This window comes from Pseudomonas sp. B21-054 (assembly GCF_026016345.1).
In the GTDB taxonomy this organism is placed as follows: domain Bacteria; phylum Pseudomonadota; class Gammaproteobacteria; order Pseudomonadales; family Pseudomonadaceae; genus Aquipseudomonas.
The window spans coordinates 3,976,982-4,002,935 of record NZ_CP087204.1; the positions used below are offsets into that span (position 1 = coordinate 3,976,982).

General features: G+C 58.8%; 21 protein-coding genes and 1 tRNA gene. 9 read left to right on the top strand and 13 right to left on the bottom strand.

Annotated elements, in window-relative coordinates:
• Positions 1 to 15: 15 nt before the first annotated feature.
• The 4 genes from LOY70_RS17310 to LOY70_RS17325 form a co-directional block, all read right to left on the bottom strand.
• The gene (locus tag LOY70_RS17310; RefSeq protein WP_265028612.1) at positions 16 to 834 is read right to left on the bottom strand and encodes a helix-turn-helix transcriptional regulator; all 819 of its coding nucleotides are present in this window, start codon (positions 832 to 834) and stop codon (positions 16 to 18) included.
• A gap of 217 nt (positions 835 to 1,051) precedes the next feature.
• Positions 1,052 to 1,143, bottom strand: a tRNA-OTHER gene (locus LOY70_RS17315).
• 670 nt (positions 1,144 to 1,813) lie between these two features.
• The gene (locus tag LOY70_RS17320; RefSeq protein WP_265028613.1) at positions 1,814 to 2,029 is read right to left on the bottom strand and encodes a DUF6434 domain-containing protein; all 216 of its coding nucleotides are present in this window, start codon (positions 2,027 to 2,029) and stop codon (positions 1,814 to 1,816) included.
• A gap of 321 nt (positions 2,030 to 2,350) precedes the next feature.
• Positions 2,351 to 2,959 carry a LysE family translocator gene (locus LOY70_RS17325; protein ID WP_265028614.1) on the bottom strand — a complete coding sequence of 203 codons (609 nt, stop codon included), beginning with the start codon at positions 2,957 to 2,959 and terminating at the stop codon, positions 2,351 to 2,353.
• A 112-nt stretch (positions 2,960 to 3,071) separates the two neighbouring features.
• Here LOY70_RS17325 and LOY70_RS17330 point away from each other — a divergent pair, with 112 nt between their 5' ends.
• Positions 3,072 to 3,935, top strand: a complete 864-nt coding sequence (locus LOY70_RS17330; RefSeq protein ID WP_265028615.1) for a LysR family transcriptional regulator — start codon at positions 3,072 to 3,074, stop codon at positions 3,933 to 3,935.
• Between the two features lie 79 nt (positions 3,936 to 4,014).
• On the top strand, positions 4,015 to 4,593 hold the full coding sequence (locus LOY70_RS17335; protein ID WP_123347083.1) for a GNAT family N-acetyltransferase: 579 nt from the start codon (positions 4,015 to 4,017) through the stop codon (positions 4,591 to 4,593).
• A 12-nt stretch (positions 4,594 to 4,605) separates the two neighbouring features.
• On the opposite strand, the gene LOY70_RS17340 is transcribed toward LOY70_RS17335, so the two are convergent.
• From LOY70_RS17340 to LOY70_RS17350, 3 genes are all read right to left on the bottom strand, one after another.
• Positions 4,606 to 5,859, bottom strand: a complete 1,254-nt coding sequence (locus LOY70_RS17340) for an OprD family porin (RefSeq protein ID WP_265028616.1) — start codon at positions 5,857 to 5,859, stop codon at positions 4,606 to 4,608.
• A 94-nt stretch (positions 5,860 to 5,953) separates the two neighbouring features.
• Positions 5,954 to 7,258, bottom strand: a complete 1,305-nt coding sequence (locus tag LOY70_RS17345; protein WP_265028617.1) for a CitMHS family transporter — start codon at positions 7,256 to 7,258, stop codon at positions 5,954 to 5,956.
• A 117-nt stretch (positions 7,259 to 7,375) separates the two neighbouring features.
• Positions 7,376 to 8,458: a 4-oxalomesaconate tautomerase gene (locus tag LOY70_RS17350; RefSeq protein ID WP_265028618.1), complete on the bottom strand. Its 1,083-nt coding sequence runs from the start codon at positions 8,456 to 8,458 to the stop codon at positions 7,376 to 7,378.
• A 168-nt stretch (positions 8,459 to 8,626) separates the two neighbouring features.
• Between LOY70_RS17350 and LOY70_RS17355 the strand changes: the two genes are divergently transcribed.
• The 3 genes from LOY70_RS17355 (at position 8,627) to LOY70_RS17365 (ending at position 11,006) form a co-directional block, all read left to right on the top strand.
• On the top strand, positions 8,627 to 9,517 hold the full coding sequence (locus tag LOY70_RS17355) for a LysR family transcriptional regulator (protein ID WP_003200706.1): 891 nt from the start codon (positions 8,627 to 8,629) through the stop codon (positions 9,515 to 9,517).
• A gap of 332 nt (positions 9,518 to 9,849) precedes the next feature.
• Positions 9,850 to 10,095, top strand: coding sequence for a hypothetical protein (locus tag LOY70_RS17360; protein ID WP_265028619.1), 246 nt, complete (start codon positions 9,850 to 9,852; stop codon positions 10,093 to 10,095).
• A gap of 131 nt (positions 10,096 to 10,226) precedes the next feature.
• The gene (locus LOY70_RS17365) at positions 10,227 to 11,006 is read left to right on the top strand and encodes an SDR family NAD(P)-dependent oxidoreductase (protein ID WP_265028620.1); all 780 of its coding nucleotides are present in this window, start codon (positions 10,227 to 10,229) and stop codon (positions 11,004 to 11,006) included.
• Positions 11,007 to 11,037: 31 nt separating this feature from the next.
• Here the strand turns inward: LOY70_RS17365 and LOY70_RS17370 are convergent, their stop codons facing one another.
• From LOY70_RS17370 to LOY70_RS17380, 3 genes are all read right to left on the bottom strand, one after another.
• Positions 11,038 to 12,486 carry an APC family permease gene (locus tag LOY70_RS17370; protein WP_265028621.1) on the bottom strand — a complete coding sequence of 483 codons (1,449 nt, stop codon included), beginning with the start codon at positions 12,484 to 12,486 and terminating at the stop codon, positions 11,038 to 11,040.
• 174 nt (positions 12,487 to 12,660) lie between these two features.
• Positions 12,661 to 13,389 carry an IclR family transcriptional regulator gene (locus LOY70_RS17375; protein ID WP_265028622.1) on the bottom strand — a complete coding sequence of 243 codons (729 nt, stop codon included), beginning with the start codon at positions 13,387 to 13,389 and terminating at the stop codon, positions 12,661 to 12,663.
• A 60-nt stretch (positions 13,390 to 13,449) separates the two neighbouring features.
• Positions 13,450 to 14,412 carry a helix-turn-helix domain-containing protein gene (locus LOY70_RS17380; RefSeq protein WP_265028623.1) on the bottom strand — a complete coding sequence of 321 codons (963 nt, stop codon included), beginning with the start codon at positions 14,410 to 14,412 and terminating at the stop codon, positions 13,450 to 13,452.
• Between the two features lie 215 nt (positions 14,413 to 14,627).
• Between LOY70_RS17380 and LOY70_RS17385 the strand changes: the two genes are divergently transcribed.
• From LOY70_RS17385 to LOY70_RS17395, 3 genes are all read left to right on the top strand, one after another.
• A complete protein-coding gene (locus LOY70_RS17385) occupies positions 14,628 to 16,004 on the top strand; it encodes an aspartate aminotransferase family protein (protein ID WP_265028624.1) in 1,377 nt (458 codons plus the stop codon).
• Between the two features lie 40 nt (positions 16,005 to 16,044).
• Positions 16,045 to 17,499, top strand: coding sequence for an aldehyde dehydrogenase family protein (locus tag LOY70_RS17390; RefSeq protein WP_265028625.1), 1,455 nt, complete (start codon positions 16,045 to 16,047; stop codon positions 17,497 to 17,499).
• Positions 17,500 to 17,598: 99 nt separating this feature from the next.
• Positions 17,599 to 18,162: a cytochrome b gene (locus tag LOY70_RS17395; RefSeq protein ID WP_265028626.1), complete on the top strand. Its 564-nt coding sequence runs from the start codon at positions 17,599 to 17,601 to the stop codon at positions 18,160 to 18,162.
• Between the two features lie 35 nt (positions 18,163 to 18,197).
• On the opposite strand, the gene LOY70_RS17400 is transcribed toward LOY70_RS17395, so the two are convergent.
• Positions 18,198 to 21,227 carry an EAL domain-containing protein gene (locus LOY70_RS17400; RefSeq protein WP_265028627.1) on the bottom strand — a complete coding sequence of 1,010 codons (3,030 nt, stop codon included), beginning with the start codon at positions 21,225 to 21,227 and terminating at the stop codon, positions 18,198 to 18,200.
• Positions 21,215 to 22,234 carry a substrate-binding domain-containing protein gene (locus LOY70_RS17405; RefSeq protein ID WP_265038098.1) on the bottom strand — a complete coding sequence of 340 codons (1,020 nt, stop codon included), beginning with the start codon at positions 22,232 to 22,234 and terminating at the stop codon, positions 21,215 to 21,217. The genes LOY70_RS17400 and LOY70_RS17405 overlap by 13 nt, the downstream gene beginning before the upstream one ends.
• Before the next feature lie 402 nt (positions 22,235 to 22,636).
• On the opposite strand from LOY70_RS17405, the gene LOY70_RS17410 reads away from it, so the two are divergent.
• Entirely contained in the window at positions 22,637 to 23,365 is a 729-nt protein-coding gene (locus tag LOY70_RS17410) for a hypothetical protein (protein ID WP_265028628.1), read from the top strand.
• A 95-nt stretch (positions 23,366 to 23,460) separates the two neighbouring features.
• On the opposite strand, the gene LOY70_RS17415 is transcribed toward LOY70_RS17410, so the two are convergent.
• Complete coding sequence (locus LOY70_RS17415) at positions 23,461 to 25,944, bottom strand: arsenate reductase (azurin) large subunit (protein ID WP_265028629.1); 2,484 nt, start codon at positions 25,942 to 25,944, stop codon at positions 23,461 to 23,463.
• Positions 25,945 to 25,954: the final 10 nt, after the last annotated feature.

Here is a 25,954-nt window from a genome sequence, read left to right on the forward strand (position 1 = left end):
CGGATCGCTCGCCCCCTAGATCGCCGCCCGCAAATCCCGTGGCGACAGGCCGTAGTGCGAGCGAAAGCGCACGGCAAAACGCGAGGCCGACGCATACCCGCTGGCACCGGCAATTTCACCGATGGGGCGAGAAGTGGTTTGCAACCATTGCAACGCCATTGCAAGTCGGACGCTTTCCAGGATATTCCTGAAGCTGTCCCCTTCATTGGCCAGTTGCCGGCGCAACGTCGACTCACCAAGGTTCAGCTGCTGTGCGACGCTGGCAACCGTCCAGTCTTTCTCCGGGCTGCCCATGACCAGTCGCTGAACGCGCTCGCACAGTGGATCGTTGCGATCCATCAGCAGCGGTCCGGCCAAGCCACCAAGGCCCAGGCTCAGTAGAACCGCTTCCCCATAGTGTGTGCGCAATGCGTGTGGAGCCTGCGCATTGATGGCCGCCAGTAACTGGTCCCACGCCTGTGTGATGTGCCGGTCCAGCGGGACACACAGATCGGCCGTCGACGCAGGGTGGCGATCCATGACCTGCTGGCCATACCGGGCGCTGAAGTCACGCAGTACCGAACTGGGAAAGGTCACGGCATCGGCGATGTAGTGACCTTGGTGACCCGGGAAGTTTGAAATACCCAGCTCGCGTCCGGCCGGCATCAGGATCAGATGTTGCGGCCCGACGCGCATCTGCCGGTCATCCCATTGCAGCAGCTTTTCCCCTTGGCGTACTCGACACAGGGTGGTGGCGAATATCGATACTCGCTGCAAGGTATGAGGCTGCCGCGCCCGTATGACACACGCATCGATGGTATTTTCCCGGTGCTGTATGCCGACACATGGGCGCATCGTTTTAACGTCCGTAAATTGAAGTGATGGTCGCTTTGGCCAGGACGTTGGCATTGAGCATATAGCCTACCAAGGCGCCACTGGCCTGATCGTCGAGGGGTAGCTTATCGACTTTCAACGCCCATACGGTGAATTGATAACGATGGGGCTTATCCCCAACCGGAGGGCAAGCCCCGCCAAATCCCGGCTGGCCATAATCGGTCCGGCCTTGTACCGCGCCAGCAGGCAGGTTCGAACCCGCGCCCCTGGGCAAGCTGTTGGTTGATGTTGGCAGGTTGACCAACGTCCAATGCCACCAACCACTGCCGGTCGGTGCATCAGGGTCGTAGACCGTGATTGCAAAACTCTTGGTACCCACCGGGGCGTTGCTCCAGGAAAGCTCGGGCGAAGTGTTGCCGCCTTCACAACCGAACCCATTGAACACCTCGCGATTGGTCAGCGGACGGTTTTGCGCAATGTCCTGGCTAGTCAGCGAAAATTCGGCAGCATGACCGGTGAGGACGACCCCCATGGACAATGCGGATAGGATTATTCTGATGTTCATCGTGACCTCATCTGAGTCTTGGTGAGAAGCACGAGTCTAGAGAGCGCACCAGGTGATTACTGTGCCGAAACGCTCAACTATTGTGCCGAAACGCTCTGTCGATTCAGAGGCACACTCAATCTGCTCAAGCCCATGCTGAAAGGGATCATTTGCGGCGATGTGGCTATTTTTTGATCGTCGGGTAAAAGGCCCTGTCCACTTGGCGGCAGCGTGGTTATCCACAGACATACTCACGGATTTCTTGGATAACTAAGTGAGGGTTTAACACCACGCTTACCGCAGCAAGCCTTTGGGACGGAACGTGAGGGGGAGCCACGCGAAGCGCTTGCGTGAACGTCTGGAGAAGTCACCTGTGAGCGCCCCATCAGGTTCTTCCCTTCGAATGCCTGACTTTGACCGGAAGCCGTCATTGAATCAGGTAGCGAGCGTAACCGCTCAATTGGAATCACGATGTCGTCGTATCCACTCATCGACGACATCGCCCATGGTTTTAGCTTCTCCATTACGTATCCAAGCCATAAACTCCCTGTCAAATTTAAAGCCCGCGCCACAGTGTTCCACCATGAACCTGCGTACATTTTGCGTATTTTTATAATGCTCACAGACGTTGGTATTTCTTGTTAGCGGGTCACTGTGCCAGTTAAAGATCATGAATGAAGACTCCTTGCGATTTTCGCGTGCGACACAAATGCCTAAACAGCTCCGCGAAAAATCATAGTCTAAAGAATGGTCTACCTTCAGATTGGACGAGGAACATGCGATCTGTACTCTCGAAACGGAATCAGAAGGTGTGATGTCTGGACGGCTACGCTTTGGCTTTTGATTGGCTTGGCAACGGTGCCCGGGGCATTCGTTGCCCGCTATCTACTGCGCAACGTGACGCCAAGTGGACATTCGCTTTTCATGGAGGGCGTGGTGTTCATTGGAGCCATCATGCCGCTGGTGCGAGGTATCTCCTAGGCAGTCGTGCCTTCAGGTATGGATGGGCAAGGCCAACCCAAACAGTACAAAAAACCCACCACAGACTTTATTGAAACGACGGCCCGTTCGAGCCAACCAAGGTCTGACCCGGTGCGCCGCGCTGGCGACCGCATACTCAACGATGAACTCCACGACTGCGTAGGTCAGCGCGATGGCGATCGTCTGCGCGATGATGCTTCGCTGCGGGTCCAGGAAGGGTGGAATGAACGCGGTGAACAGCAGCAGTGCCTTGGGGTTTGAAATGGCCGATACCAGCCCTTGGCGGAACAGCGACCAGTGTCGCAAGTGGGTAGCCCCGGTCGGATCAAGACTGACGGGAGGAGATCGCCACAGCCCGAAACCCAGCCAGATCAGATAGAGCCCGCCGACCACCTTCAATACGGTGAATCCGGTGGCCGACGCCTGGATCAGTGCACCCAATCCCAAAGCGCAAAACGAAAGCACGATGGCAAAGCCGAGCACACCGCCCGTGATCGTGAACAGTGTTTTCCGACTCCCGTGAATGGCCCCATGGGTAAGCGCCAACAACGCATTGGGCCCTGGCACTACCGCGATGCCGCAACAGGTAACCAGGTAGAGCAACCAGGTCTCGAATGGCATGATCAAATCCACTGTGTGTTGATTCAAGCGAGCATCTTGCAGGTGAGCAACTATCATGAAAAGCGCATAATTCACGTCTTAGCCATTCGATTAACGAATAGAGGTCATAACGATGCCTGCCAGCGATTTGCAGATCGATTGGCTCAAGTGCTTCGTCGCAGTAGTGGATGCAGGTTCGTTCTCCGGCGCCGCCCACGAGGTCAACAGGTCGCAGTCTGCTGTCAGCATGCAGATGAAGAAACTGGAGACCGCGCTTGGACGGCCCTTGTTGAGTCGTGGCCCGAGGCACCTTCAACTGACCGACGACGGCCAGACGCTGCTGGGCTACGCCCGGCGCATGCTAGCACTCCATGCCGAGACCCAAGCGGCCTTTCACGGTGAAGCGCTTACCGGACGAATTCGCCTTGGCGTCGCGGAGGATTACGCGGCCAGGTACCTCACACCCGTCCTGAAGCGTTTTTCGCCGCGCTACGCAGGCGTGGAAATAGAACTGACCTGTGAACAGTCGACCACGCTTATCCCGCGTGTGCGAAGCGGCGATCTTGATCTGGCGCTGGTGTCCAGGGACTCACCTCAAAGCGGTACATTTCTCTTCAAGGAACCCATGGTATGGGTGGGCTCACCCCAGTTCGAACTGTGGCGGCGGGACCCGTTGCCTATCGCCGTCTACGAAAGTGAAAGCCTGGCCCGGCGCTATGCGGTGAACTCATTGAGCCAACAGGGACGCCAATTCAAGGTGGTGTACAACAGCTCCAGCCTTGCGGGCCAGGTGGCCGCCGTCGAGGGTGGTCTCGCCATTGCCGCGATCACCCAGTGCACCGTGCAGGCATCGCTCCAGGTCTTGAGCAGCGAGCACGGTTTGGGAAACATTGAGCCCATGGACGTTTCGATTCTGCGCAGCCGGGCCTCTCGCGGGTCCAAGGCGGTCAATAGCCTTCATGCGTTCATCATCAGCGCGCTGAGGGTTCAGGCGTAATCATTTGAAAACCGCTTGCCTGCACCCACGCAGCGCCTGCACGCTTGGCCACTGACGATCACCTGGAAGGCGCATTCCCATGACCGAGATCACCTTGAGCGGCACCCTCGTCGAACTCCGGCCCCTGCAACGAGAACACTCGAGCAAGCTGCTGGAAGCCGCCGCCGACGGTCAATTGTGGAACCTCAAGGTCACCAACGTGCCCGGCCCTGACACCATCGACGCCTACATCGCCACTGCTCTGGCAGGGCGTGACGCCGGTACGGTGATTCCCTTCACCATCGTCCGTCGTGACACCGGCCAGGTGGTCGGTAGTACGCGTTTCTGGAAAGTCGACCGGGTCAATCGCAAGCTGGAAATCGGCCATACCTGGCTGGCTGAATCGGCGCAGAAATCCGGGATCAATACCGAAGCCAAGCACCTGCTGCTGACTTATGCGTTCGAAGTGCTGGAGTGCGTGCGCGTGCAGTTCACCACCGACGAACTCAACGAAAAATCCCGCGCGGCCATCCTGCGCCTCGGTGCCGTGCAGGAGGGCATCGTGCGCCACGAACGCATCATGCCCGATGGACGCAAGCGCAATTCGGTCCGCTTCAGCATCATCGATTCCGAATGGCCGCAGGTTAAAGCGATGCTAGTGGCCCAGCTGGCTCGCTGATGCGCCCTTCCCCTACCAAAGGGCAATGTCGTAGGAAACGTAAATCCGGTTGCTGTCCCGGCCACGTGAAAAATCCGAGCGATAGACGTAATTGCGCAGCTTCACACCCAGCCCTTTGAAGGTGCCTTGCTGCACAACGTAGGCAATCTCTGCGTCACGCTCCCATTCCTTGACTGCGGTATTGGACTTGCCATCGTTACCGCTAAGGTAGCGGCTGGAAAAGGTCAGGCCGGGAACACCGAGGCGGGCAAAGTCGTAGCCGTAGCCGAGCATCCAGGTCTTCTCGTCCTCTTCAATGAACTTGCCGATCCCGGCATTGCTGAAGGAATAGACTGTGGCACCGCTGATGTAAGGCAAACCGGCCTCACCGCTGAGTTTCTGGTAGCCAGCGCTGAACGTGTGGCCGACAACAGCATAGGACAGCAGACCGCTGAGCATGTCGTTGTCAATCTTACCGCCGTAGGCCGAACCCGAATCGACACTGTTGAAGTAACGCAGGTCGCTGGTCAGGACCCCGGCGCCCAGCGGCACATCGTGCTGGATACCGGCAAAGTTCTGCCGATAAAAATTCTCCAGCTCACCGTAGAAGTAGCTCAGGCGGATGTTCTTGCCCAACTTGTAATCGGCGCCGGCGTAATTGAAATCGCCTGACTCATCGCCGCCATAGCCGTCAGGCACAATCGGCATGCTGTCGCTCGAGTCCCGCAGCTTGAAGCGTTCCAGGGAACCTGCGGTGAGGGCAAGATTGTCGATGTCAGTGCTGCTGACCTGTGTGCCTTGGTAAGTCTGGGGCAACAACCGCGCATCGTTGTAGATCAGCACCGGCATCTTGGGCAACAAGGTGCCGTACTTGAGCGTGGTCTTGGCCACCCTGGCCTTGGCGGTCATGCCGGCGCTGGCAAACTCGTCGGCCGCACGGCCGTCGTCGTGCACCGGTAACAGGCCGGTGCCGCTGCGGCCAGGCCCGGAGTCGAGCTTGACCCCGAGCAGGCCCAAGGCATCGACGCCAAAGCCGACGGTGCCTGGCGTAAAACCTGACTGGTAATCCAACAGAAAGCCTTGGGCCCATTCAGTGCGCTCGCTCTTCGCGGTTCTCGCCGCGCGTGCGCTCATGCCGTGCTCGTCGCGGAAATTCTCATTGAAGTAGACGTTGCGTAGTTGCAGCTTCAGCTTGCTGTCGTCGATGAAGCCTTCGGCGCTGGCGGTGGCCAACGGCAACAAGCCAAGCATTGGAAACAAAGCCCCACGGGTAAGAAAAGTAGTCATGTCAAACTTCTCGTTGTTGTTATTTGGCGTGCGGGCCAGCGCACACCTCGATGGCGAGGCGTGTCAGGCAGAACAGCAAAAGTGTCTGGGTGAATCAGGAAAACAGGGTCAACGCCCCGGTCAGCAAGGCCAGCGCGGTAATCACCAGGGACGTGAGCACCGCCCACTTGACGGTGGCTTTCTGGAAATCGCCGAGATCGCGATCAACCATGCCCACCAACAACAGGGTCGAAGCCACCAGCGGGCTCATCAAGTGCACCGGCTGACCGAGAATGGAAGCCCGTGCGATTTCCACCGGATCGATCCCATACGCAGCCGCAGCGTTGGCCAGGATAGGCACGACCCCGAAGTAGTACGCATCGTTGGAGAGCACGAAGGTCAACGGCATGCTGGTGATCGCAACCACCAATGGGAACAGGTGCCCCCAGGATGGCGGAATCCAGTCGACCAGGGTTTGCGCCAACGCATCGACCATTTTCGTCCCGGAGAAAATCCCGGCGAAGATGCCAGCGGCAAATACCAGCAGAACCACTGTCATGGCATTGCCCGAGTGCGCGAGGATACGTTCCTTTTGAATATCCAGTTGCGGATAGTTGATCATCAGCGCCAGGACGAAACCAATCAGGAACAGGATCGCCGAGTGCATGAGCCCCATCACCAGCGCGACCATCACCGCAATCACCAGCAGCAGATTGACGTAGGCCAGTTTTGGACGCTTGTGCGGGGTATCCTCGATGATCGCCTGGATATAGCAATGACTGCCGCCGCTTTGCAGCTGCACATTGCCAATACGCTTGCGCTCGGCACGGCCCAGCAGAAAGGCAGTGAACACCACCCACATGGCGCCACCGATCATGGTGGGCAGCAACGGAACGAAATACTCACCGGCATCCAGGCCCAACGCAGCGATCGCACGGGTCGCCGGGCCACCCCAAGGGGTCATGCCGCTCATGATGCTCAAGGAGAGCATTGCAACGGTGGCCAGAATCATGGGGTTCATGCCGATGCGTTTGTACAGCGGCAACATGGCGGCGCAGGTGATCATGTAGGTCGTGGTGCCGTCACCGTCCAGTGCCACCACCAGCGATAACAGAGCCGTGCCTACGGCGATTTTCATCGGGTCGCCATTGACCCGTTTGAGCAGTTTGCGAATCAGCGGATCGAACAGGCCGGCGTCGATCATCAGGCCAAAAAACAGGATCGCGAACAGCAACAGGGCCGCCGAAGGAGCGACCATTTTCAGGCCGTCCAACATCATCTTGCCGGTGGTACCGCCAAACCCGCCGATGACCGCAAAGACAATCGGCACGACCGTCAGGGCCACGATGGGCGACAAACGTTTGGTCATTATCAGGAAGGTGAAGACCACCACCATGGCCAAGCCAAGTAAAGCGAGCATATGTTTGATCTCTTGTTGTTATGAGTACTTCACCAACACCCTGGCGCACGGCCTCCAACCTGCCTGGCAACACACTCAGTGTGCCTGACTGGACGCGAACGCCAATGATTGTCTGGGCTATCCGGCGAGGCGATGCGAAGTCGTGGCGTAGACGAAACCTGAAAAAAGCCTGCGGGCGGTACGCACCACCGAGGCACGAATGGTCTTCCCCTCGTCGCCGGTGTAGGACAACACGACATCTATTGCGCCGCTTGGGTGCTCGATGCGAACCTGCTGCAAGCGTGGCTTGCGGGTTCCGCCGAGTAATTGAGCGGCTACGCTGCCTTCGGTCACACAAGCGGTGGCCAGCCCGATGGAGCCCGTGATCGCCAGAGCGCGATGGCAGCTATGCGGCATGAAGTAGCGCACGTGAAGAGTTCCGCCAAACTTTGCTGGCGACACCAGTACCGGCTTGGGGATCACCTTGCCGCTGACGTCGCCGAGGCCCATGGCCAGGCCGGCTTTCAGCCGCAGGGACTCCAGGCGCTGCAGGAAGACTTTATCGGCGTCCAGCTCGGCGGGGCTTTCGTCGCCGCGCTTGCCGAGCTGACTCGCCTCGACGACCAGCATCGGCATCGCCATGTCGATGCAAGTCACCGGAATGCCGTCGATCATATCCAGCGGTTGCCCGGTGGGGAAAAGTTTCCCCGTCTTGCTGCCTGCCGCATCGAGAAAGGTCAATTGCACCGGAGCGGCGGTGCCTGGCACGCCGTCGATGGCGGTGTCGCCTTCATAGCAGACCTTGCCTCCAGGGGTTTGCACATCGGAAATGACGAAGGTCCCGGTATTGAGGTTGCGAATACGCACCTGGGTCAAGTCACCGCAAGCCTTGACCAATCCCTGCTCAATGGCGAATGGGCCAACGGCGCAAAGCATGTTGCCGCAGTTAGGCGCGGTATCGACCCGACGCTGGGACACCATGACCTGGACAAAGAGATAATCGACATCCGCCTCGGAATGCAGGGAGGGGCTGACGATCGCCACTTTGCTGGTCTGCGGACTGCCGCCACCGATACCGTCGATTTCCAGCTCATGGCCGGAGCCCATCAGGTTGAGCAGCAGCTCATCGCGTTCGGCAATTGCAGTGGGTAGATCCCAGGCGAGAAATACCGGTCCTTTGGATGTACCGCCACGCATTAGCACACATGGAATTCGTTGCATGAACACTAACTCTTGTTGATCAATCTGGATAATTGATGTTCTAGGAACAAGAGTGGCAGGCTTTCAAAAGTGTTTCCAATGCAAAGATCAGAGAGATTATTGCGTTTCACGAATGAATTATTTTAGGATAATTTAAGCCACGCAGGGCTCTTTCGGGTGGGAAAAGACATGGAATATGAGCTTCAGGACATACGATCTTTCGTGAAAATCGCCGAACTAGGCAGCTTTCATGAAGCCGCCGATGCGCTGCATCTGTCACAACCGGCCCTGAGCCGACGGATGAAAAAACTTGAGGAAGGTTTGGGTACAGCCTTGCTTGATCGCACAACGCGCAAAGTCAGCTTGACCAGCGTCGGGCGGGATTTCTTGCCCAAGGCGAGGCGCTTGCTGGACGATTTCGACGACTCGATTCTCAATATTCGCGAGTTGGCGGAGCGACAGATCGGCCGGGTGACTTTGGCCTGCATCCCGACTGCAGCCTTCTATTTTTTACCTTCGGTGATCCGCTTGTATAACGAGCGCTATCCCAAAATTCGTATTCGCCTGCTCGACCTCAGTGCCAATGAAGGCCTGGAGGCGGTGCTACGAGGCGAAGCCGACTTCGGCATCAACATGATGAGCGGCCAGCATCCGGACATCGAATTCGTCCCCCTGGTCAACGAACCCTTCGTATTGGCGTGCCGACGCGACCATGAGTTAGCTGAACGCAGCGCCGTCACCTGGTCGGAACTCAGTGATTATCGACTGATCGGTGTCGGTCGCCTGAGCGGCAACCGCATGCTGCTCGACCATGCCTTGTCGGGTCTGAGCTGGCGTCCGCAGTGGTTCTACGAAGTGCAACACCTGTCCACGTCGCTGGGGTTGGTCGAGGCTGGCCTGGGGGTGTCGGCAATGCCGAGCCTGGCAATGCCTGCCGGGGATCATCCGACCCTGGTCAGCGTGCCGCTGATCGAACCGGTGGTAAACCGATCGCTGGGCCTGGTCTATCGACGAGGTGCCTCTCTGTCCCCCGCCGCAGAGAAATTTGTCTCGATTCTGCTTGAGCAGTGGCCGCAGTGAGGCTTATTTGAAAGCTGCGCTGCACAGCGCAAACCGCGTGTATCTACCGGAAAAACCCCGGACTTCAAGGCGAATTTCCTTGTTTGATCCGGGAGACCCTCCTCATAGGATTTACCCGCTTCAGCCGGCAAAAACGCCAACATATTGGCGTCGATTTTGACGAAATAATAAAAGTTTAAAATAGTGCCATTTTTCCGACAAAAGGCATCAATGTGCCATTGCTGGGGATTTGAATGAAGGCTCATCATCCGCCTGTCATTGCTACTCGTTTGGGCCCTTCAGGGCTAACGCAGGACGCATCAATCGCATCGCTTCGATGGGAGCAACACAGGATGATGACCGTATACTTTGTGGTTATGGCGATTTGCAGTGGCAACGAAGGTTGCGTGGAAGAACGCAAGCCTGGGCCTACCTATGCCACCAAAGAAATCTGCATGGAAACGGCCAGGGACATGGCGCCGCGCAAAGGCGTGAAATTCAAATGTCGCCGCGAGCGGTCGCTGGTGGTGCCCAATGAGATGCCGCATGCAGCCGGTTTCGAAAGCGTCGTCTCGACCGGCGCTAAAGGACAGCCCTAGGCGTGCCGATTTACGCGGGTGACGCTGGACAGATCGCCCCGTTACAGACGCTCAGACACTGCAAAAGAAAGATGCCCACAAAACATGAATCTGAACTACGGTACGCTCTTCAACCGTATCCGGAGATCAGCATGTTGAACGCTATCGCGCAAGATCACGTGGCACTCGTCAGTGGTGTTGGAAGTGAGATCGGAATAGGCATGGCCATCGCCCGCAGGCTTGGCGCAGCCGGCGCCAAATTGATCGTCACGGCGAGCAGCGCCCGCATCCTTGATCGAGTCGAAGACCTGCGCGCCGAAGGGTTCGAAGTCGAAGGACGGGCCATCGACCTCACCGATGAAAACCAGGTGCGTGAGTTTTGTCTTTGGGCGGAGTCCCTCTGGGGACATATCGACATACTGGTGAACAACGCGGGCATGGCCATGCAAGGAAGTCCGGAGACTTTTTCGGAGCTGGCGAGCATGGATCTGCAGACGTGGAACCTTTCGCTGGCTCGAAACCTGACAACAGCCTTTCTTCTTACCCGAGCTGTCCTGCCCGGTATGCAGGCGCGCAGCTACGGGCGCATTATCAATATCAGCTCCACGACCGGCACGCGGTGCAGCAATCGCGGCGAAACGGCTTACAGCGCCGCGAAGGCTGCAATGGTCGGGATGAGCATGGGCCTGACGCTTGAAGTGGCCCAGCAGGGAATCACTGTGAACAGCGTCGCTCCCGGCTGGATCAATACAGGCTCGAGTACGCCCGAAGAAGTCAAGGCCGCAGGCTACACGCCGATGGGCCGAGCGGGACGTCCCGAGGAAGTGGCTGCATTGGTCGCTTTCCTTGCATCTCCAGACGCGAGCTACATCACTGGCGAGGTCATCGTGGTGGACGGCGGCAACTGTTTGGTCGAGAACAAGGCCGTTTAATCCCTACCCGGCCCCGCCATGGCGTGAGATCTCAAAGCTTGTGGCTACCCAATGCCAGGTAACGCTGCGGCGACGCCTTGCGCAGTCGAGCCGCCAGGAACACGCCAGCCAGCAGGGCCGCGGGGATGATGGCGCAGAGGCCATAGGACAGGACCGTGCTGGCCCCGGTGAGCACATCGAAATGAACCACCGCCAGGATCAGCACCACCAGCAGCGCCAGGCAGGAAATCCCCGGCAGGATCCGGCCGCGCCAGAGACCGATCTTGAGTTCAGGATGACGCCGGAAGTAGGCCCATACTGCCGCCGAAGTCAGCGCCATCAACAAGATTACACAGAGGGTGGCCAAGTTCGAGAACCAGGCAAACAGCTGTAGGATCGGATCGGCATCCATTGCTGCGAAAATCAGCACGACCACGGCTGAGATCAGGCTCTGCAACACCGACCCCATATGGGGGCTCTGGTGAACGCGATGGGTAGTACCCAACCGGCTCGGCAACAGCCCGTCACGTCCGATGGCGTAGAAGTAACGTGCCGCTGCGTTATGAAAGGCCAACAACCCGGCATAGATACTGACCATGAACAGCACCCGGATAATCTGGGTCAGGTACGGGCCGACAAAGTGGTCGGACATGCCATAAATAAACGTCGTCGGGTCCTGCAAGGCTTGCAGGGTGGCGACGATTTTATCCGCCCCCACGCCGACTATCATTGACCAGACCGACAGTGCGTAGAAACTGCCGATCAGCAATACCGAGCAGTAGGTGGCAATCGGAATGGTCCGTTGCGGGTCCTTGGCTTCTTCGCCGTAAATAGTCGTGGCCTCGAAGCCGATAAAGGCGGCGAAACAGAACAACACGCCAATTGAAGGCGTACCGCTGAACACATGGCTGCGACTGAACGAATCCAGGTTGATACCACTGTCGCCACCGGTTTTGAGAATGGCGAAATCCAGGGTCAGGATGGCCAGGTATTCGGCAATCACCACAATCGAGAGCACCCGGGCAGACAGATCGATCTTGCGATAGCCGAGGATCGCGATACTGGCCATCGCCATCAGCGAGTAAGACCACCACGCCAGCTCCAGCCCAAACATGCTGGCCATCGTGCTACTCACCACGCCCCCGAACATACCGTAGAGTCCGATCTGGAGAATGTTGTAGGCAAACATCGCCAGCATCCCGGCGGCACCGCCAGCCAAACCACCCAAGCCGCGGGATGAGAAGGCATAGAAACCACCGGCATTGGTCACATGACGAGCCATGGTGGTATAGCCCACCGAGAAGGCCAACAACACCAGCAGCGTCAATATCAGCAGGGCCGGCGTACCCGCACCGTTACCCAGCATGATGCCAATGGGAAAACCACCGGCGATGACGCTCAAAGGACTGGCGGCCGAAACCACGAAGAAGATGATGAAGCCGACACCCAAGGCACCGCGCTTCAACCCAGTCGAACTGTTGATCGGAACAGATACCGTCATTTTTTCTTGACCTTATTGTATGAGGCAATCGCTGTAGGGTCGGTGCAGTCAGCCGCTCACCATCACCGAATAGCTTGTCGCTCTTGTGCATGCTGGACCTGATCCTATGCCTCCCCGTGAACGCCCCGATATCCCAAATCGGTACCTCGTTTCATAACAGGCCAAGGCAACGACTTACTGCAAGGCGATACGCGCCGTCAGTCCCGCCGCCGCGCCAGTCACCAGCTCACACAGGTAGCTCTGCTGGAACGCACGGAACCGCTCACTGTTCCCAACCAGGGTCATGCTTGCGAGGATTCGCCGCTTTTCGTCGAAGATCGGCGCCGCGACGCCACTGCGTCCCGGGTGCAGCTCGTTTTCGCTGATGCAGTACCCCTGCTTGCGGATGGCGAGCAGACTCTTGGTGAACGGCTTCCACTCCAACAATTGAGACTGGTCCGCGTGAGCGTCGTAGAGGCGCCGGATCTGGCGCGGCAGCAGATAAGCCAATACGACCCGAGAGGTCGCGCTGTGGAAAAGATCGATCGACCGCCCCCTGTCACCACCGACCGGGCCGGCATCCGAGCCGCGACGAATCAGCACGTTGACCACTGAGTCGCCATGCCACTCGCTGACCAGTGCATCCAGGCCAGTGTCGGCAACCAGTTTGTCGACCAGGTCCCGGCTGCATGCCAACAACGGATCGTAGTGGGTCATCTGATGCTCCAGCGTGACGATTCGCGGGCCGAGTGCGTAGCCGCGCGGCAATCGCTTCAACAAGCCCGCGTCGCCGAGTTCGCGCAGGTAACGGTAGGCCGTGGCGGGCGTGTAGCCGAGCTCCCGGCAAATGATGTCCACATCGATGACCGGTTGTTCCGGACGAAACAGGTCGAAGACCATGAGCAGGCGGCGAAGACTATTCATCTTTTTCTACATCCTTGTGGCGTCAACGGCCGCCCGACACTGAGTGCAGCGGGCTGATGTTCAGGCATGGGCGCAACCGAGGATGGCTGCGCGCGTGGTACGGGATGGCAACTCGGCGAACAGCTCCTGGTACTCCGCCGCGAAATGACTGAGGTGATAGAAACCCCATTGGGCAGCGGCATCGCCGATCGAAAGGTGCGACGCGGGGGTAGACATCAAGGTTCGGCGCACACCGTTGAGCCTCACGGAGCGCAAGTAGTTCAGCGGCGTCGTCTCGGCAACCGAGCGGAAGCTGTTCTGCACGGTTCGCCGGCTCACCTGGAGTCGCTGGCACAGCTCGTTCACGCTGGGCACGTTGATCATCTCTGCGGTCGCCAGACGGTGGCATTTCTCTACAATGAAGCTGCGCGTGGAGCTTGCGATGCGCTGCTGCTTGTCGCAGGCCGGATCGGTCATGAGCTGCAGCAACTCAACGAGCATGGCCTGCTCCAACGCCGGATCGCCCGCGCTGTCGAGCTCTTCGTGCGCCAGGGCCTGGGAGAACACTGCCAGCAATCGGCGGCGAGCATGGGCGAAGCGCTGGCTGGAAACCCTGATCACCGGTTGACGCAACAACTGGCCGATTTCCTTGGCCGACGCCGTTTGCGCCAACGCCTGCTCGAACCATTCACGTTCGAACGTGATGGACAGCAGCTCCATGCCCATCGGCATATGGAACATGAACTCCTCGCCACCATGGAGAAAGAACAGGCTGCTGTCATCCACTTCCCGCCCCTGCATCCGCGTCGAGCCCGGGACGGTGATCGGCACTGCGAAGCACATCTTGCCCCGGGGAGCCACGCCGTGCTGCACGACACGCTGGTTGATCTGCTCGCGAAAGACGTGGCATCGCGCCGTGGTCAACTGCATGAGCGAACTCTCGGCCAAACCGGCGGTTAACTGGTTGTAGTCCTGGTTCCACTCCTGGACGGTGGCGGCATGGACATGGATGTCTCGAAAATGGCTTATGCTCTGATTTCTCATAATGCGCGAAAGCCTCTGCCAATTTTGTTGTTTTTAGGTCGTCTTCCTGTGTGATATTCGCACATAGATAAAATACTGCACAATTCTCTGACGAACAGTCAATCCACTGGACCTCCCGTTCGAGGCGGCCCACCCATGTGCCGATTCGGGCTACCGGCCAGGAACACGCCACGAGGATGATCGGCACACTGAAACCGACATCCTGAGAGGCCGTCATGAGTGAAACCAAACTTGAATCCCTGCACTTCGCGGATGCCCCGCGAATCACCTCCGGCACCGTGCCCGGCCCCAGGACCCGCGAGGCCCTGGCGTTGTCGGAGCGCACCGAGTCGATGGCGCGCGGCGGCGGACGCATGCCCGTGGCCATGGACCGTGCGTTCGGCGCGACCTTCAAGGACCCGGACGGCAACACCTACATTGACCTGTCCGCAGGCGTGGGTGTCAGCAGCGTGGGCCGCTGCCACCCGAAGGTGGTGCAGGCCATCCGCGAACAGTCCGAGGTGCTGATGCATGCCTTGGAAGTCAACAGCACCCGGCGCACCGAACTGGCAGCCAAGCTCTCCGAGATCGCGCCCGACGGCTTGCGTGGCGACTGCATCACGTTCTTCACGCAAAGCGGCAGCGATGCGCTGGAAGCCGCCATCAAGTTCGCCAAGCGCATCACCGGGCGGCACCAGATCATCGCCTTCCACGGTGGTTATCACGGTGTGTGGAACGCTTCGGGCTCCCTGACCACAGGCACGGCCTACCGCAAGGGCTACGGTGCCCAAATGGGCGGCGTCATTCACGCCCCCTACCCTTACGCCTACCGTTTTCCCTTCGACACCACCCACAAAAGCGCCGAGCAGATCGCCGGCGATTACGTGGACTACCTGCTGAATACCCCCTACACCGCCGCCGATGATGTGGCCGCCGTGATCGTGGAACCGGTGCAGGGCGAAGGCGGCTACGTGCCGCCCTCGGCAGAGTTCCTGCAACTGTTGCGCAAGGCCTGCGACCGCAGCGGCACGCTGTTGATCGTTGATGAAGTGCAGTCCGGCGCAGGGCGTACCGGCAAGATGTGGGCGGTCGAGCACTCCGGCGTCAAGCCCGACATGCTCACCTTCGGCAAGGGTATCGGCAGCGACTTGCCGATGGCCGGCCTGATCATGCGCTCGGACCTGGCGGCCAAGATTCCTGACGGCTCGATGCCCAATACCTTCGCCGCCAACTCGTTGTCCGCGGCAGTGGCGCTGACCAACATCAGCATCCTGCAGGACCCGGAACTCGATCTGCTCAACCGCGCCCACGCGCTGGGGCTGGAGGCGCAGGAACGCATCCGCGGATTCAACAGCCCGTTGGTGGGTGAAGTACGCGGCCGCGGCCTGATGATCGGTATCGAGTTGGTGGAAGACCCGGTCACCAAGGCGCCCCTGGAACCCCAGAAGATCGGCCAGCTCATGGGCTACCTGTTGAACCACGGCGTGCTGATGATTCCCTGCGGCCGCTACAGCAACGTGATGCGGGTCATGCCCTCGCTGACGATCTCACGCTCGCTGTTCTTCAAGGCCCTGGACATCTTTGGCGATGCCTTGGCTTCCCTCAAGGCATGAGGCGTGCAGCCCGACCCTTCCCTATCACGCAGGCCCCCAAATGAATCAGCACCTGAATCACTTCATCCAAGGCGCGTCCTTCGAAGCCTCCGACGGTCGTCGCATAACCCTCATCAACCCCGTGACAGAACAGGCATACGGCAGCTCTGCACGCGGCACGGCCGAGGACGTGGACCGTGCCGTGGGCGCGGCGCTCACCCAACTCGAGCGTGGCGCCTGGAGCCAGCTTGACGGCGGCCAGCGCGCTCGCCTGTTGTCGAAACTGGCTGACCTGGTCGAACGCGACAGCGAATTGCTGGCCGACCTGGACGCCAACGCCATCGGTCGTTCACCGCTCGAACCGCGCCGGATGGACCTGCCCAACGCGATCGCCAACCTGCGCGCCGCCGCCGGCTGGGCCAACCAGCTCGAGGGGCGCACCATTCCCTCCGGTGGCTACTTCGGCGCCAAGACCCTCTCGTACACGATACGCGAGCCGGTGGGCGTGGTCGGCGCCATCGTGCCCTGGAACTCACCGCTGATGATCACGGTGTGGAAGCTCGCCGCGTTGCTGGCAGCAGGCTGCACCGTGGTCATCAAGCCGTCGGAAGAAACCCCGCAGTCGGCCCTGCACCTGGCGGCACTGGCCCAGGAAGCGGGCTTCCCTGATGGCGTGATCAACGTGGTCACCGGCTACGGCGGCGAGGTGGGTCGCGCGTTGTGCGAACACCCGCACGTCGCCAAGATCAGCTTCACCGGCAGCCCCGAGGCCGGACGCGAGATCCAGCGCACCGCCGGCGTGCTGTTCAAGCGCGTGGCACTGGAGCTGGGCGGCAAGAGCCCACAGATTGTCTTCGACGACGCCTCTTTCGAGGACGCGCTGCGCGGCTGCGCGCTCGGCCTGTTCGTCAACCAAGGCCAGATCTGTGCAGCGGGCTCGCGCATCCTGGTGCACCGCAGCCTCGCCGATCGCTTCGCCGCGGCGCTTGCCGATGCTGCGCGCGCGGTCAAGGTGGGCGATCCCCGGCAGCCCGACATACAGATGGGGCCGGTGGCCAAGAAAGCGCAATTCGATCGCGTCAACCGCTACATCCAGCTGGGCATCGACCAAGGCGCCTCGCTACTGGCCGGCGGGGTATCGAGCCCTGAACAGGGCTGGTTTGTCCAGCCGACGATCTTCGCCAATGCCCGCAATGACATGGCGATCGCCCAGGATGAGATCTTCGGGCCCGTCGGCACTGTGATCACCTTCGACAGCGAAGATGAAGCGGTCGCCCTGGCCAACGATTCCACCTATGGCCTGGCGGCCACGGTCTGGACCGCCGACCTGGTGCGAGCACACCGCGTAGCCGCTGCGGTAAAGGCTGGCGCCGTGGGTATCAACTGCTGGAGCCCGCTGGACGCCAACCTGCCCTGGGGTGGCGTCAAGGCCAGCGGCATTGGCCGTGAGGGCGGGTTTGGCGGCGCGTTGGCCTACACCGAGGAGAAGGTCATCACCGTCCTGCTGCCGACCTGAAAACAATCACTGCACCGACCACCCTCGAGGCCTTGTGTCGCCGAGGGTGGTATTGAACCGTGCATTTTCGATGTCTTGATGATCAATGAAGAGGCTGCGATGAACGCCATAAAACAAGCGACAATTGATCGGTATCCAGCATCCCTGCGAGTTTTGCACTGGGTACGCGCCGGGCTTATCGCCGGCCTCCTCTGGGCCGGCTGGCATATGACCGGCATGGACGACGAAGTGGCGAGCAAGTACGAGCTCTATTACCCATGGCACAAGTCCTTCGGAGTGCTGGCGTTTCTGCTGGTGCTGGTGCAAATCGCCTTGCGTTGGCGCACCCCCAGACTTCCGTTGCCGCCGGAAACACTGGCCGCCCATGAGCGGTTTCTGTCACGCCTGGTGCAACGCGCCATGTACGTACTGATCGTCGCCGTACCGCTGATGGGCTACTCGATGTCGAGCACCTACACAATGAGCGACGGCGTGTTCTTCTTTGGGGTCAACCTGCCCGAGCTCCTTCCGAAAAATGACGACTGGTTCGTCGTCTTTCAATGGTTGCACAAGGTGCTCGCCTATACCCTGCTCGGGCTGATCGTGCTGCATGTCGCGGGCGCCCTCAAGCACCGGGTCTTCGACCGCGACCCTCGCAACGACGTCCTGCGTCGCATGCTGTGATTGAATGAGGCCGCGTTTGACCGCACGCTGAGTCATCAATGCCTGGACAACGGACTGCCCGGGCCCTTTACATCGTGCTTTTGCCTTGCCGAGTCAGGGTTCGCAGCGCGGCTCGATTGAGGCAACCGAGGCGTACGCAGCAATAGACCGATTTCTTCTGCGCTGACCGCTTTGCTGAACAAATAGCCCTGGATTTCATCGCAGCCGTTTTCATACAGGAACGTTTGCTGTTCTTCGGTTTCGACACCTTCGGCAATGACCTTCAGGTTCAATTTGTGCCCCAACGAAATCACGGCGGTGGCGATGGCTTTGTCGTTCTCGTTGTCGGGCAGGTCGCGCACGAAAGACTGGTCGATCTTGAGTCTCGCGATCGGGAAGGTTTTCAATGCGGCGAGGCTGGAGTAACCGGTGCCGAAGTCGTCGATCGAGAGGCTGATCCCCATCGATTGCAGTTCCTTCATTTTGCTGATGGCTTGCTGAAGGTCTTGCATGATCAGACTTTCGGTCAACTCGAGCTCAAGGTACATCGGGTCCAGCCCGCTTTCTTGCAAGGCATGCCTTACCCGGTCGATCAGGTTCCTTTCGATGAACTGGCGCGCGGAAATGTTCACCGACATGGTGATCGGCGGCCAACCCGCATCCTGCCAGGCTTTGTTCTGTCTGCACGCGGCATGAATCACCCAGTCGCCGATGGGCACGATCAACCCGGTTTCTTCGGCCTGGGGAATGAATTTGATCGGAGACACCATGCCGAGCTCGGGGTGCTGCCAGCGGATCAATGCCTCTACGCCGATAATCCGGCCCGAATGCAAATCCACCTGTGGCTGGTACAACAGGCGGAACTCGTCATGGTTGAGTGCGTTTCGAAGCCCGTCTTGCATGGCGAGCTTGCCCTGGACTTTGTTATTCATCTCGCTCGTATAGAACTGGTAGCTGTTGCGACCCAGTTCCTTGGCCCGGTACATGGCGGCGTCCGCGTTGCTGAGCAACGTCTCGGTATCGCTGCCGTCGGTGGGATAAGTCGCCAAGCCCATGCTGCAGGTGACGTGGAGTGTGTGTCCGCTGAGCTGGATCGGCCGCAGGATGGCTTCCTGGATTTTGTGCAGGGCCGGGGTCACGCCATCAAGGTCTGAGGGCTGGTCGAACAGGACGATCACAAACTCATCGCCCCCCAGCCGCACGACCGTATCGGTGCGGCGGACACACCCCAGCATGCGCTGTGCGACGGTTTTCAGCAGCTCGTCTCCAGCACTGTGTCCAAGGCTGTCATTGACCAGTTTGAATTTGTCCAGATCGAGAAATACCACCGTTACCAAACGGTTATAGCGCTGGGCATAAAGTATGGCTTGCTTGAGACGGTCTTCGAGCAGCGTGCGATTGGGTAATCCGGTCAGCGCATCATGGTCCCCCATATAACGAATGCGCTTTTCCGTCAGTTGCCGTTCTATCGCAATGCCGGCAAGCGGTGTGGCCATGTCGATCAGCCGCGCCTCGAACGCGCTTGGGCTGCGTACGGTGCTGGAGTACAAGGCAAACGTGCCCAATACCTTGCGTTCGTGGGACAGAATCGGCGTCGACCAGCATGAGCGAATGTCATAGAGCGCAGCGATTGAACGGTATTGCTCCCACAGCGGATCCAGCTCGATATCCGTGACGATGACCGGTTCTCGTCGATACACCGCGGTGCCGCATGAACCGACGTTCGGACCGATCGCAATCCCGTCGATAATCTCGTTGTAGGCTTTCGGCAAACTGGGCGCAGCCCCGTGTAGCAGGTGCTTGCCCTCTTCATCCAATACCAGGATCGACACCCTTATCCCCTTCAGCTGGGACTCGACCAGGTGAGCCAGGCTCTCGAGGACTTCTGCCAGTTCGGTGCTCCTGGCGATCAGCTCCAGGACATGACCCTGTCCGGCCCGAATAATAGCTTCTTGCTCCAATCGGTTGTTTTGCACGGCGAGGCGCTCGGTGGCGATGCTCAATTGAACGGTTTTTTTCTCCAGTTGAATTCGATCCTTGAGGAACTGATTCACCGCGCGAGCCATGTTGCCGATCTCGTCCTTGCCATGTTCGGCCATCATCAAATGGGTTTTTTCCGTGTGTTCCTGACGCAATTGCCGGCTTATTTCATTCAGGCGCGCGAGCACATGACGGCCCATGAAAACCCGGGTCACGAACCAGGCGAATACCAGGCTGGCGCCCAACATGATCAGCACCCATTGCTGGCTGCGATTAGAGGCCTCGACCAGGCGCTGCACGGCTTCGCGATAGTCTTCGGTGTAAGCACTGGATTGAGTACGGGCCACCGCCACCAGAACCCCTGCCTCATTCTTCAGCTCCTCATTGAAGCGCTGTATGACGTTGTGTTGATTGATGAGCCTCAATCGTTGGGAAAAGAGATCGGGCGTCACCCCATCAGCGTCGGGTAACTGTCCTGCGGCCTGTGACAGGCGTTCATATCGGATCCGCAGCCGTTGCACGGCGTCACTGTCGACAGCCTGCGGCAGCTCGAAAAGTAACACCGCCAGTTCGAGGTTGGCCCGGGTCTGGGTCGCGGTTAACCGGGCCGTCTGATCCTTCAGGGTTTGCTCGAAGGTGACCTCGGTTTGCAGCAGGCTTTCTCGCAGCTGTGCAACGATGTTGGCGGTATTGCGAAACATCTGACTCGACTGATGCATGTCGAGTATCGCCACGCCACTGTTCGAGGCAGTCAGCTGCTGCACCAATTGATCGAGGGCTTCAAGCTGTTCGACGGTCGCCGCATAACTTGAGCGCAACGTGTCGGGAGAACGGGTTGTCAGGAGCTGATCGGTCTGGCGCTCGATCAACAAGGTACGCTGCAGCATGTCCTGCCCATCTTGCATGCGCACCAGTCGCTCATCCGTCAGCTGGCGGGTGGCGCTGTTTGACGTGCGCAGCGCGTAGACCGCCGTTGCCCCGCCCGCCAGGATCAGCAGCGCCAGCGTCAGAAACGCCAGTGTGAACTGTGCGCGCAGCGATCGCGGCAATAACCGGCGATACAGCCTTGCGAGCCGGAAAGTCACGTTCAATATCAGGGATTCCATTGGTGGCGATAGATGTCTCGATAGCCATTGTCAGGGTCGTACTGAAATTTTTCGCCGCCGTCGAGCGTAATATTGTCGGCATTGACCAGGTGAACCGGCGCGACGAAGCCGCTCACCGGCTGCCCTGCAAATAGCCGGTTCAACTCGTCCATCACCTGCCAGCCATGCAGGTTGAGCGGCTCGGCCACGGTGACGGTCTGGTAGGTTTTCGCCTGTATGCGCAAAAAAGCCGAGGCGCTGCCATCACCGGCGGACAACAGGCTGAGGCCGTCACTGGGTACTGCGGCGCTGGTCAATGAGGCAATCGAGTAGTCGAAATAAATATCGTTGATGGCCAACGTATGGGTCCAGCGCTTGCCATGGCGCTGAAGCAGCTCCTTGGTGATCACCGGCATCTTCTCGCTACTTTCGGAGATCGCGACATCGCGCACTTCCAGCAACGTACATTCCCGACAGGCCCGAATGACGTTTTCCATGGCCTTGGCTTTGGCCATGGCGATGCTGTACTTGGAGTCGGTCAGGATGACCACTCCGGCGTGTCCGTTTGACTGTGCCACTGCCGCCATGGCCGTGAGGCGAGCCACTTCGAGTGGGTCAGTCGTGACGTTCATGGCCACCGGAGTGCCGTCAATCGGCCCGGGGCGCACCCCGACGTGCCAGCCCACCACCGGTACCTCCTTGTTGGCGAAGAGGGTCAGCGACGCCTTGTTCTCAATGGCATCGGAGCCGCACAGGATGAGGCCGTCGGGTTTCGCGGCCAAGGCATCGGAAAAGGCCTTTGCGCGCCCGGCCGATGATCCGGCGCCATCGAATATCTTCAGCGTCCAGCCCATCGCCTTGGCGGCCTCGCGAGCGCCCTGCGCAACCCCGACAATGCCTCCGTTACGCAAATCCTCTGCGACAAGGGCGATGCTCTTACCCCGCAGGGCTTGCGGGCCGGATTCAGGACCGCTCCAGCGAACGGCCCCGAGGGTGGCCCTGGAAACCATTTCCTGTGCTTGAATCACCGTAACCGTGGCGTTTTCGCCACCTGCGGCGGCGGGCAGGCTCTGGCCGTACCCCGAAGATGCCGTGACAAGACAGCAAACCGCCATTGAAGCCATCCAGAATGGCCAGGGCCTGATCAGACGGGTTCGATGACCGCAGGAAATGCCGGATCCGGAGCCGATAGCGCGATCATGGTCTGGCATGACGTCCCTTTTTGCCAAGAATGCTGTGTTACGAAAGAATAGTCGGTTCTGCTGTCATCTGGTTTTTTGTCGGCAAAGTACAACTGGGCCGCCAGAAACGCCCAGTTCAGTGGCATGCCTGGGTTGGGCTTCAGCCCGTCAGGATCTCACTGTGCGGCACTCAAGTTTTTCCATAGGCCGTCGATACATTACTGACTTCAGACGTTCAGGGATGACGACATGACAATTTCTTTTAACGCTACGTTTATCCAGCCTTCAGCCACTCAACTGCGCCAAACCAGCCAGCCATTGACCGTGAAGACGCTCAGTGAAGACCTGCTGAAAACGTCGGTTAACATTAATCCGGCGGCGATCTACCATCCCGTCGATGAAACCCCAGTGCCGATCCCGACAACGGAATCGATCGAGAGCATGATCGCGCGGACCCAGTCGCCGGATTTCCCGCAAATTGCCGAGCAACACAAGAACGCCCATCTATCGCTGAAACTTTCTTTCGAAGAGTTCCAGTCAGCATTGGCCTACACCTATCCGGATCTGGCCGACAAAAAATTTGGCTTCACCATTGAAGCGGATGGCAACCTCAAGGCCCTCGACAGTTCAGGCCAGCTCAGCGCTGCCGACATGGATCGGCTGAACCAACTGCTGAATGCTTCCAGTGCGTTGAAATCGGCAGCGAGCAGTTACCGCGATGCCTCCATTGACTTGGTGGCCGCCGACGCTAAGTGGGGTGGCAACTTCACGGGTGGGTACATCCTGAACAAGGACAACTTCGCCAGCACCATCGATCTGGGTGCCTTGTTCCTCAAAAAAGGGGCGATGCCAAACGCTGAGACTCTGAACGGTTTCTTCTCTTCTCAGTTGTGGAGTAAAGGTGAGCGGATGCCGCATGAAATAGTCGCGCAGGTGATGACCGAACGCAGCGTCAATAAGGTCGATGTGAGGGTCTGACTCCGCACACGCTTGAGCACGGAGCCGTATCTGGGCAGCGTTGGCTGCTCGGAGATCTACCTTTGATCTGGCCGAAGCAGCCCTGACGCCAATCGCTATGTCTTAAATCTGCGAGACTTGAAGCTGATCGTCTCTTTGAACGCTTCCACTGTCCCGATACGACGAATACTCGCCCATGTTCCTTTGTAATAGGGCACGACGTTGCGATCAGTCCATGGCGTGGTTAAATCTCCCATGACGCCATTGAAGTGGCCAAACTGCATGAATGTCTGATTCCGCTTGATATCCGGCTCTAGATAGGCCAGCGCAAAGGAAGAACCGTAGTCGTTGAACACCTCGACCACGTCCCCGGATGCAATAGTCAACGCCAGGGCATCGTCAGGGTTGATTTCCAGATAAGCCATCGGCACGCGGCGCTGCACAAAACTGTTGTACTGGTCGTGATAGAGCGTTTGCCACACCTCGTTAATACGTCCGTTGTTGATCCAGAACGGGTGCTTCTCCTTCTGTTCCGCCACCGGCTTCGGCAAGCCTGGCCACGTCGCTGGCTTGAACTCAGCTTTGCCGTCCGGTGTGTCGAACTTGTAGTCGGTGTAGAGCATTTCGGTGCCGATCAGTTTGCCGTCTCGATACTCCTTGGCGGGTAACTGGACTCCATTGTTGCCCATGGCTTGCAGCCGCTCGTAGGTAACAAGATTACCCGTGGTACCGCCCTGACTATCAATAGGGTCGGCACCGGGTTGGCCGGCCATACGGAAGCCGTCATTGAAAGCGTCTTCCTCCGTTTTCCAGTCGAACCCTGTAAAGCGCGCCGCCATATCGTGTTTCCCTTCGACGGTATACATCTGCCGAAGGGTGTTGGCGATAGCCGCTGCGATCAGGCAGTCGGCTTTCGCCGAACCAGGAGGATCGGTGAACTTTTGCGATAAGCGCATCCTGCGCTCCCCATTCATAGAGGTGAGATTGACCTCACCAGGATGGGCAGCCGGCAGCATCATGTGCGCGGCTTCTGCCAGCTTGGTGGGGTAGAGATTGATATTGACGAGGAAAAGCCCTCCTTTGTTTTTCACTGCATCGTAGATCGCATCCACCCTCTGCGCCGTTGAACCACCGCGAACATTGGCCATGGCCTCCCTGACAATATTGGCGCGTTTCAGAATGGCTGTGCGATGTTGCTCGGCATTGAGGGTGGTCTGGAATGGATTGGCCCCCCACGCGGTATACATCATGCCCTTGCCGTTGATGATTTCCTGATCCACATAGATCTTGGTCGTACCTGGGTAAGGGGGACGCGTATAACCCTCCTGATGCCCCCCCATTCGCACCACCCCCGTACCCCGGCGCCCTACGTTGTTGGTCGCAAGCACTAAATCGACCAAGGCAGACTGAATGAGATAGTTGTCATTGCCCCAGATGATCCCTTTTTCGTAGGCGTGCATGGTGTGGGGGCGATGACCAGAAGCTTTGGGCTTGTAGGCCCACTCTGCGGCAAGCTTGAGCTTATCCACCGGCACGCCGGTGATCCGGCTGGTTTCTTCGAGCGACAACCGATTAGCTTGCAGTGCCTGGTCGAACCCTTTGGTATGGGCTGAGATAAATTGTTTGTCGTGCCATTCCTGTTCAACCACGTAGGTCAACAGACCGTTGAACAGGGCAATATCCGTTCCCGGTTCGATATCCAGGTGAAGCACGTTGTCCTTGCCTGCCGCTTGTTCGGCTACAGCAATGGTCGGTGTCCTGCGAGGGTCAACAAAAATCACTTTCGCCGGGGCAACGGTTTCCCCGGGGAAACGCCGTTTACGTTTGTCGACCGTCTGCCCTTGTAAGTTGGGTACCCAGTGGGCCAGGAAGTAGTTGGTTTGGGTCTCGTACGAGTTGCAGCCGATAGCAACAATGACGTCAGCCAACTCGGCGTCTTCATAGCTGTTGTTGAGTTCGCCAATGCCCATCTCGCGAGTAGCGTGGCACTCGGAGTTATAGGCCGGCCGGTTGTGGATACGTACCAGCGGTGTTTTCAGCGCTGTGAACATCAACTTGCCGGTGCCCCAGGTATTCTCGAACCCGCCTCCAGCGCCGCCGTGGTCGAAGCAGTCAAAGGCGAGCTCGGCGGGCCCGTCATTATCGAGAATCTTCTTGGTCACGCCGGCATACAGTGCGAGCGCATCATCCCAACTGGTGTCTAGCCACTGGTCAGCCATGTAGATGCGTGGACTGCGCAACCGATCTTTACCCACGCCATCGGCGGTGTACATAACCTTAGCCAGTTGACCGCCTCGCGTGGACGACAGCCCTTTATTAACGTCGCACAGCTTGTCGGGCACAATCATGACGTTGTAGCGCCTGCCATCCTTGTCGATGATCGTGTTCTGCATTGCCGGCGTCATGATGACAGCCAAGGGGGGCAACTGCTTGCGGAAGTCGAGCCCTAGCGCGTTCTCATCCGGTGCCCGTCCACCTTCCTGGTTTTCCGGCCATTTGTACACGTGATAACCACAACCCACGATGCAGAAGTGACAGGTCAGATTGGTCTTTTGGGCCCCTGGAGGCGGGAGCGCCACACGATCTTTGTTAGTTGCCATTTGAATCTCC

Excerpts from the sequence above, each read along its gene's own strand:
- LOY70_RS17415 (WP_265028629.1), bottom strand. The coding sequence starts at position 25,944 with ATGGCAACTAACAAAGATCGTGTGGCGCTCCCGCCTCCAGGGGCCCAA.
- LOY70_RS17345 (WP_265028617.1), bottom strand. The coding sequence starts at position 7,258 with ATGCTCGCTTTACTTGGCTTGGCCATGGTGGTGGTCTTCACCTTCCTG.
- LOY70_RS17410 (WP_265028628.1), top strand. The coding sequence starts at position 22,637 with ATGACAATTTCTTTTAACGCTACGTTTATCCAGCCTTCAGCCACTCAA.
- LOY70_RS17365 (WP_265028620.1), top strand. The coding sequence starts at position 10,227 with ATGTTGAACGCTATCGCGCAAGATCACGTGGCACTCGTCAGTGGTGTT.
- LOY70_RS17390 (WP_265028625.1), top strand. The coding sequence starts at position 16,045 with ATGAATCAGCACCTGAATCACTTCATCCAAGGCGCGTCCTTCGAAGCC.
- LOY70_RS17330 (WP_265028615.1), top strand. The coding sequence starts at position 3,072 with ATGCCTGCCAGCGATTTGCAGATCGATTGGCTCAAGTGCTTCGTCGCA.
- LOY70_RS17355 (WP_003200706.1), top strand. The coding sequence starts at position 8,627 with ATGGAATATGAGCTTCAGGACATACGATCTTTCGTGAAAATCGCCGAA.
- LOY70_RS17320 (WP_265028613.1), bottom strand. The coding sequence starts at position 2,029 with ATGATCTTTAACTGGCACAGTGACCCGCTAACAAGAAATACCAACGTC.
- LOY70_RS17310 (WP_265028612.1), bottom strand. The coding sequence starts at position 834 with ATGCGCCCATGTGTCGGCATACAGCACCGGGAAAATACCATCGATGCG.
- LOY70_RS17395 (WP_265028626.1), top strand. The coding sequence starts at position 17,599 with ATGAACGCCATAAAACAAGCGACAATTGATCGGTATCCAGCATCCCTG.
- LOY70_RS17375 (WP_265028622.1), bottom strand. The coding sequence starts at position 13,389 with ATGAATAGTCTTCGCCGCCTGCTCATGGTCTTCGACCTGTTTCGTCCG.
- LOY70_RS17400 (WP_265028627.1), bottom strand. The coding sequence starts at position 21,227 with ATGGAATCCCTGATATTGAACGTGACTTTCCGGCTCGCAAGGCTGTAT.
- LOY70_RS17350 (WP_265028618.1), bottom strand. The coding sequence starts at position 8,458 with ATGCAACGAATTCCATGTGTGCTAATGCGTGGCGGTACATCCAAAGGA.
- LOY70_RS17370 (WP_265028621.1), bottom strand. The coding sequence starts at position 12,486 with ATGACGGTATCTGTTCCGATCAACAGTTCGACTGGGTTGAAGCGCGGT.
- LOY70_RS17325 (WP_265028614.1), bottom strand. The coding sequence starts at position 2,959 with ATGCCATTCGAGACCTGGTTGCTCTACCTGGTTACCTGTTGCGGCATC.
- LOY70_RS17380 (WP_265028623.1), bottom strand. The coding sequence starts at position 14,412 with ATGAGAAATCAGAGCATAAGCCATTTTCGAGACATCCATGTCCATGCC.
- LOY70_RS17360 (WP_265028619.1), top strand. The coding sequence starts at position 9,850 with ATGATGACCGTATACTTTGTGGTTATGGCGATTTGCAGTGGCAACGAA.
- LOY70_RS17385 (WP_265028624.1), top strand. The coding sequence starts at position 14,628 with ATGAGTGAAACCAAACTTGAATCCCTGCACTTCGCGGATGCCCCGCGA.
- LOY70_RS17335 (WP_123347083.1), top strand. The coding sequence starts at position 4,015 with ATGACCGAGATCACCTTGAGCGGCACCCTCGTCGAACTCCGGCCCCTG.
- LOY70_RS17340 (WP_265028616.1), bottom strand. The coding sequence starts at position 5,859 with ATGACTACTTTTCTTACCCGTGGGGCTTTGTTTCCAATGCTTGGCTTG.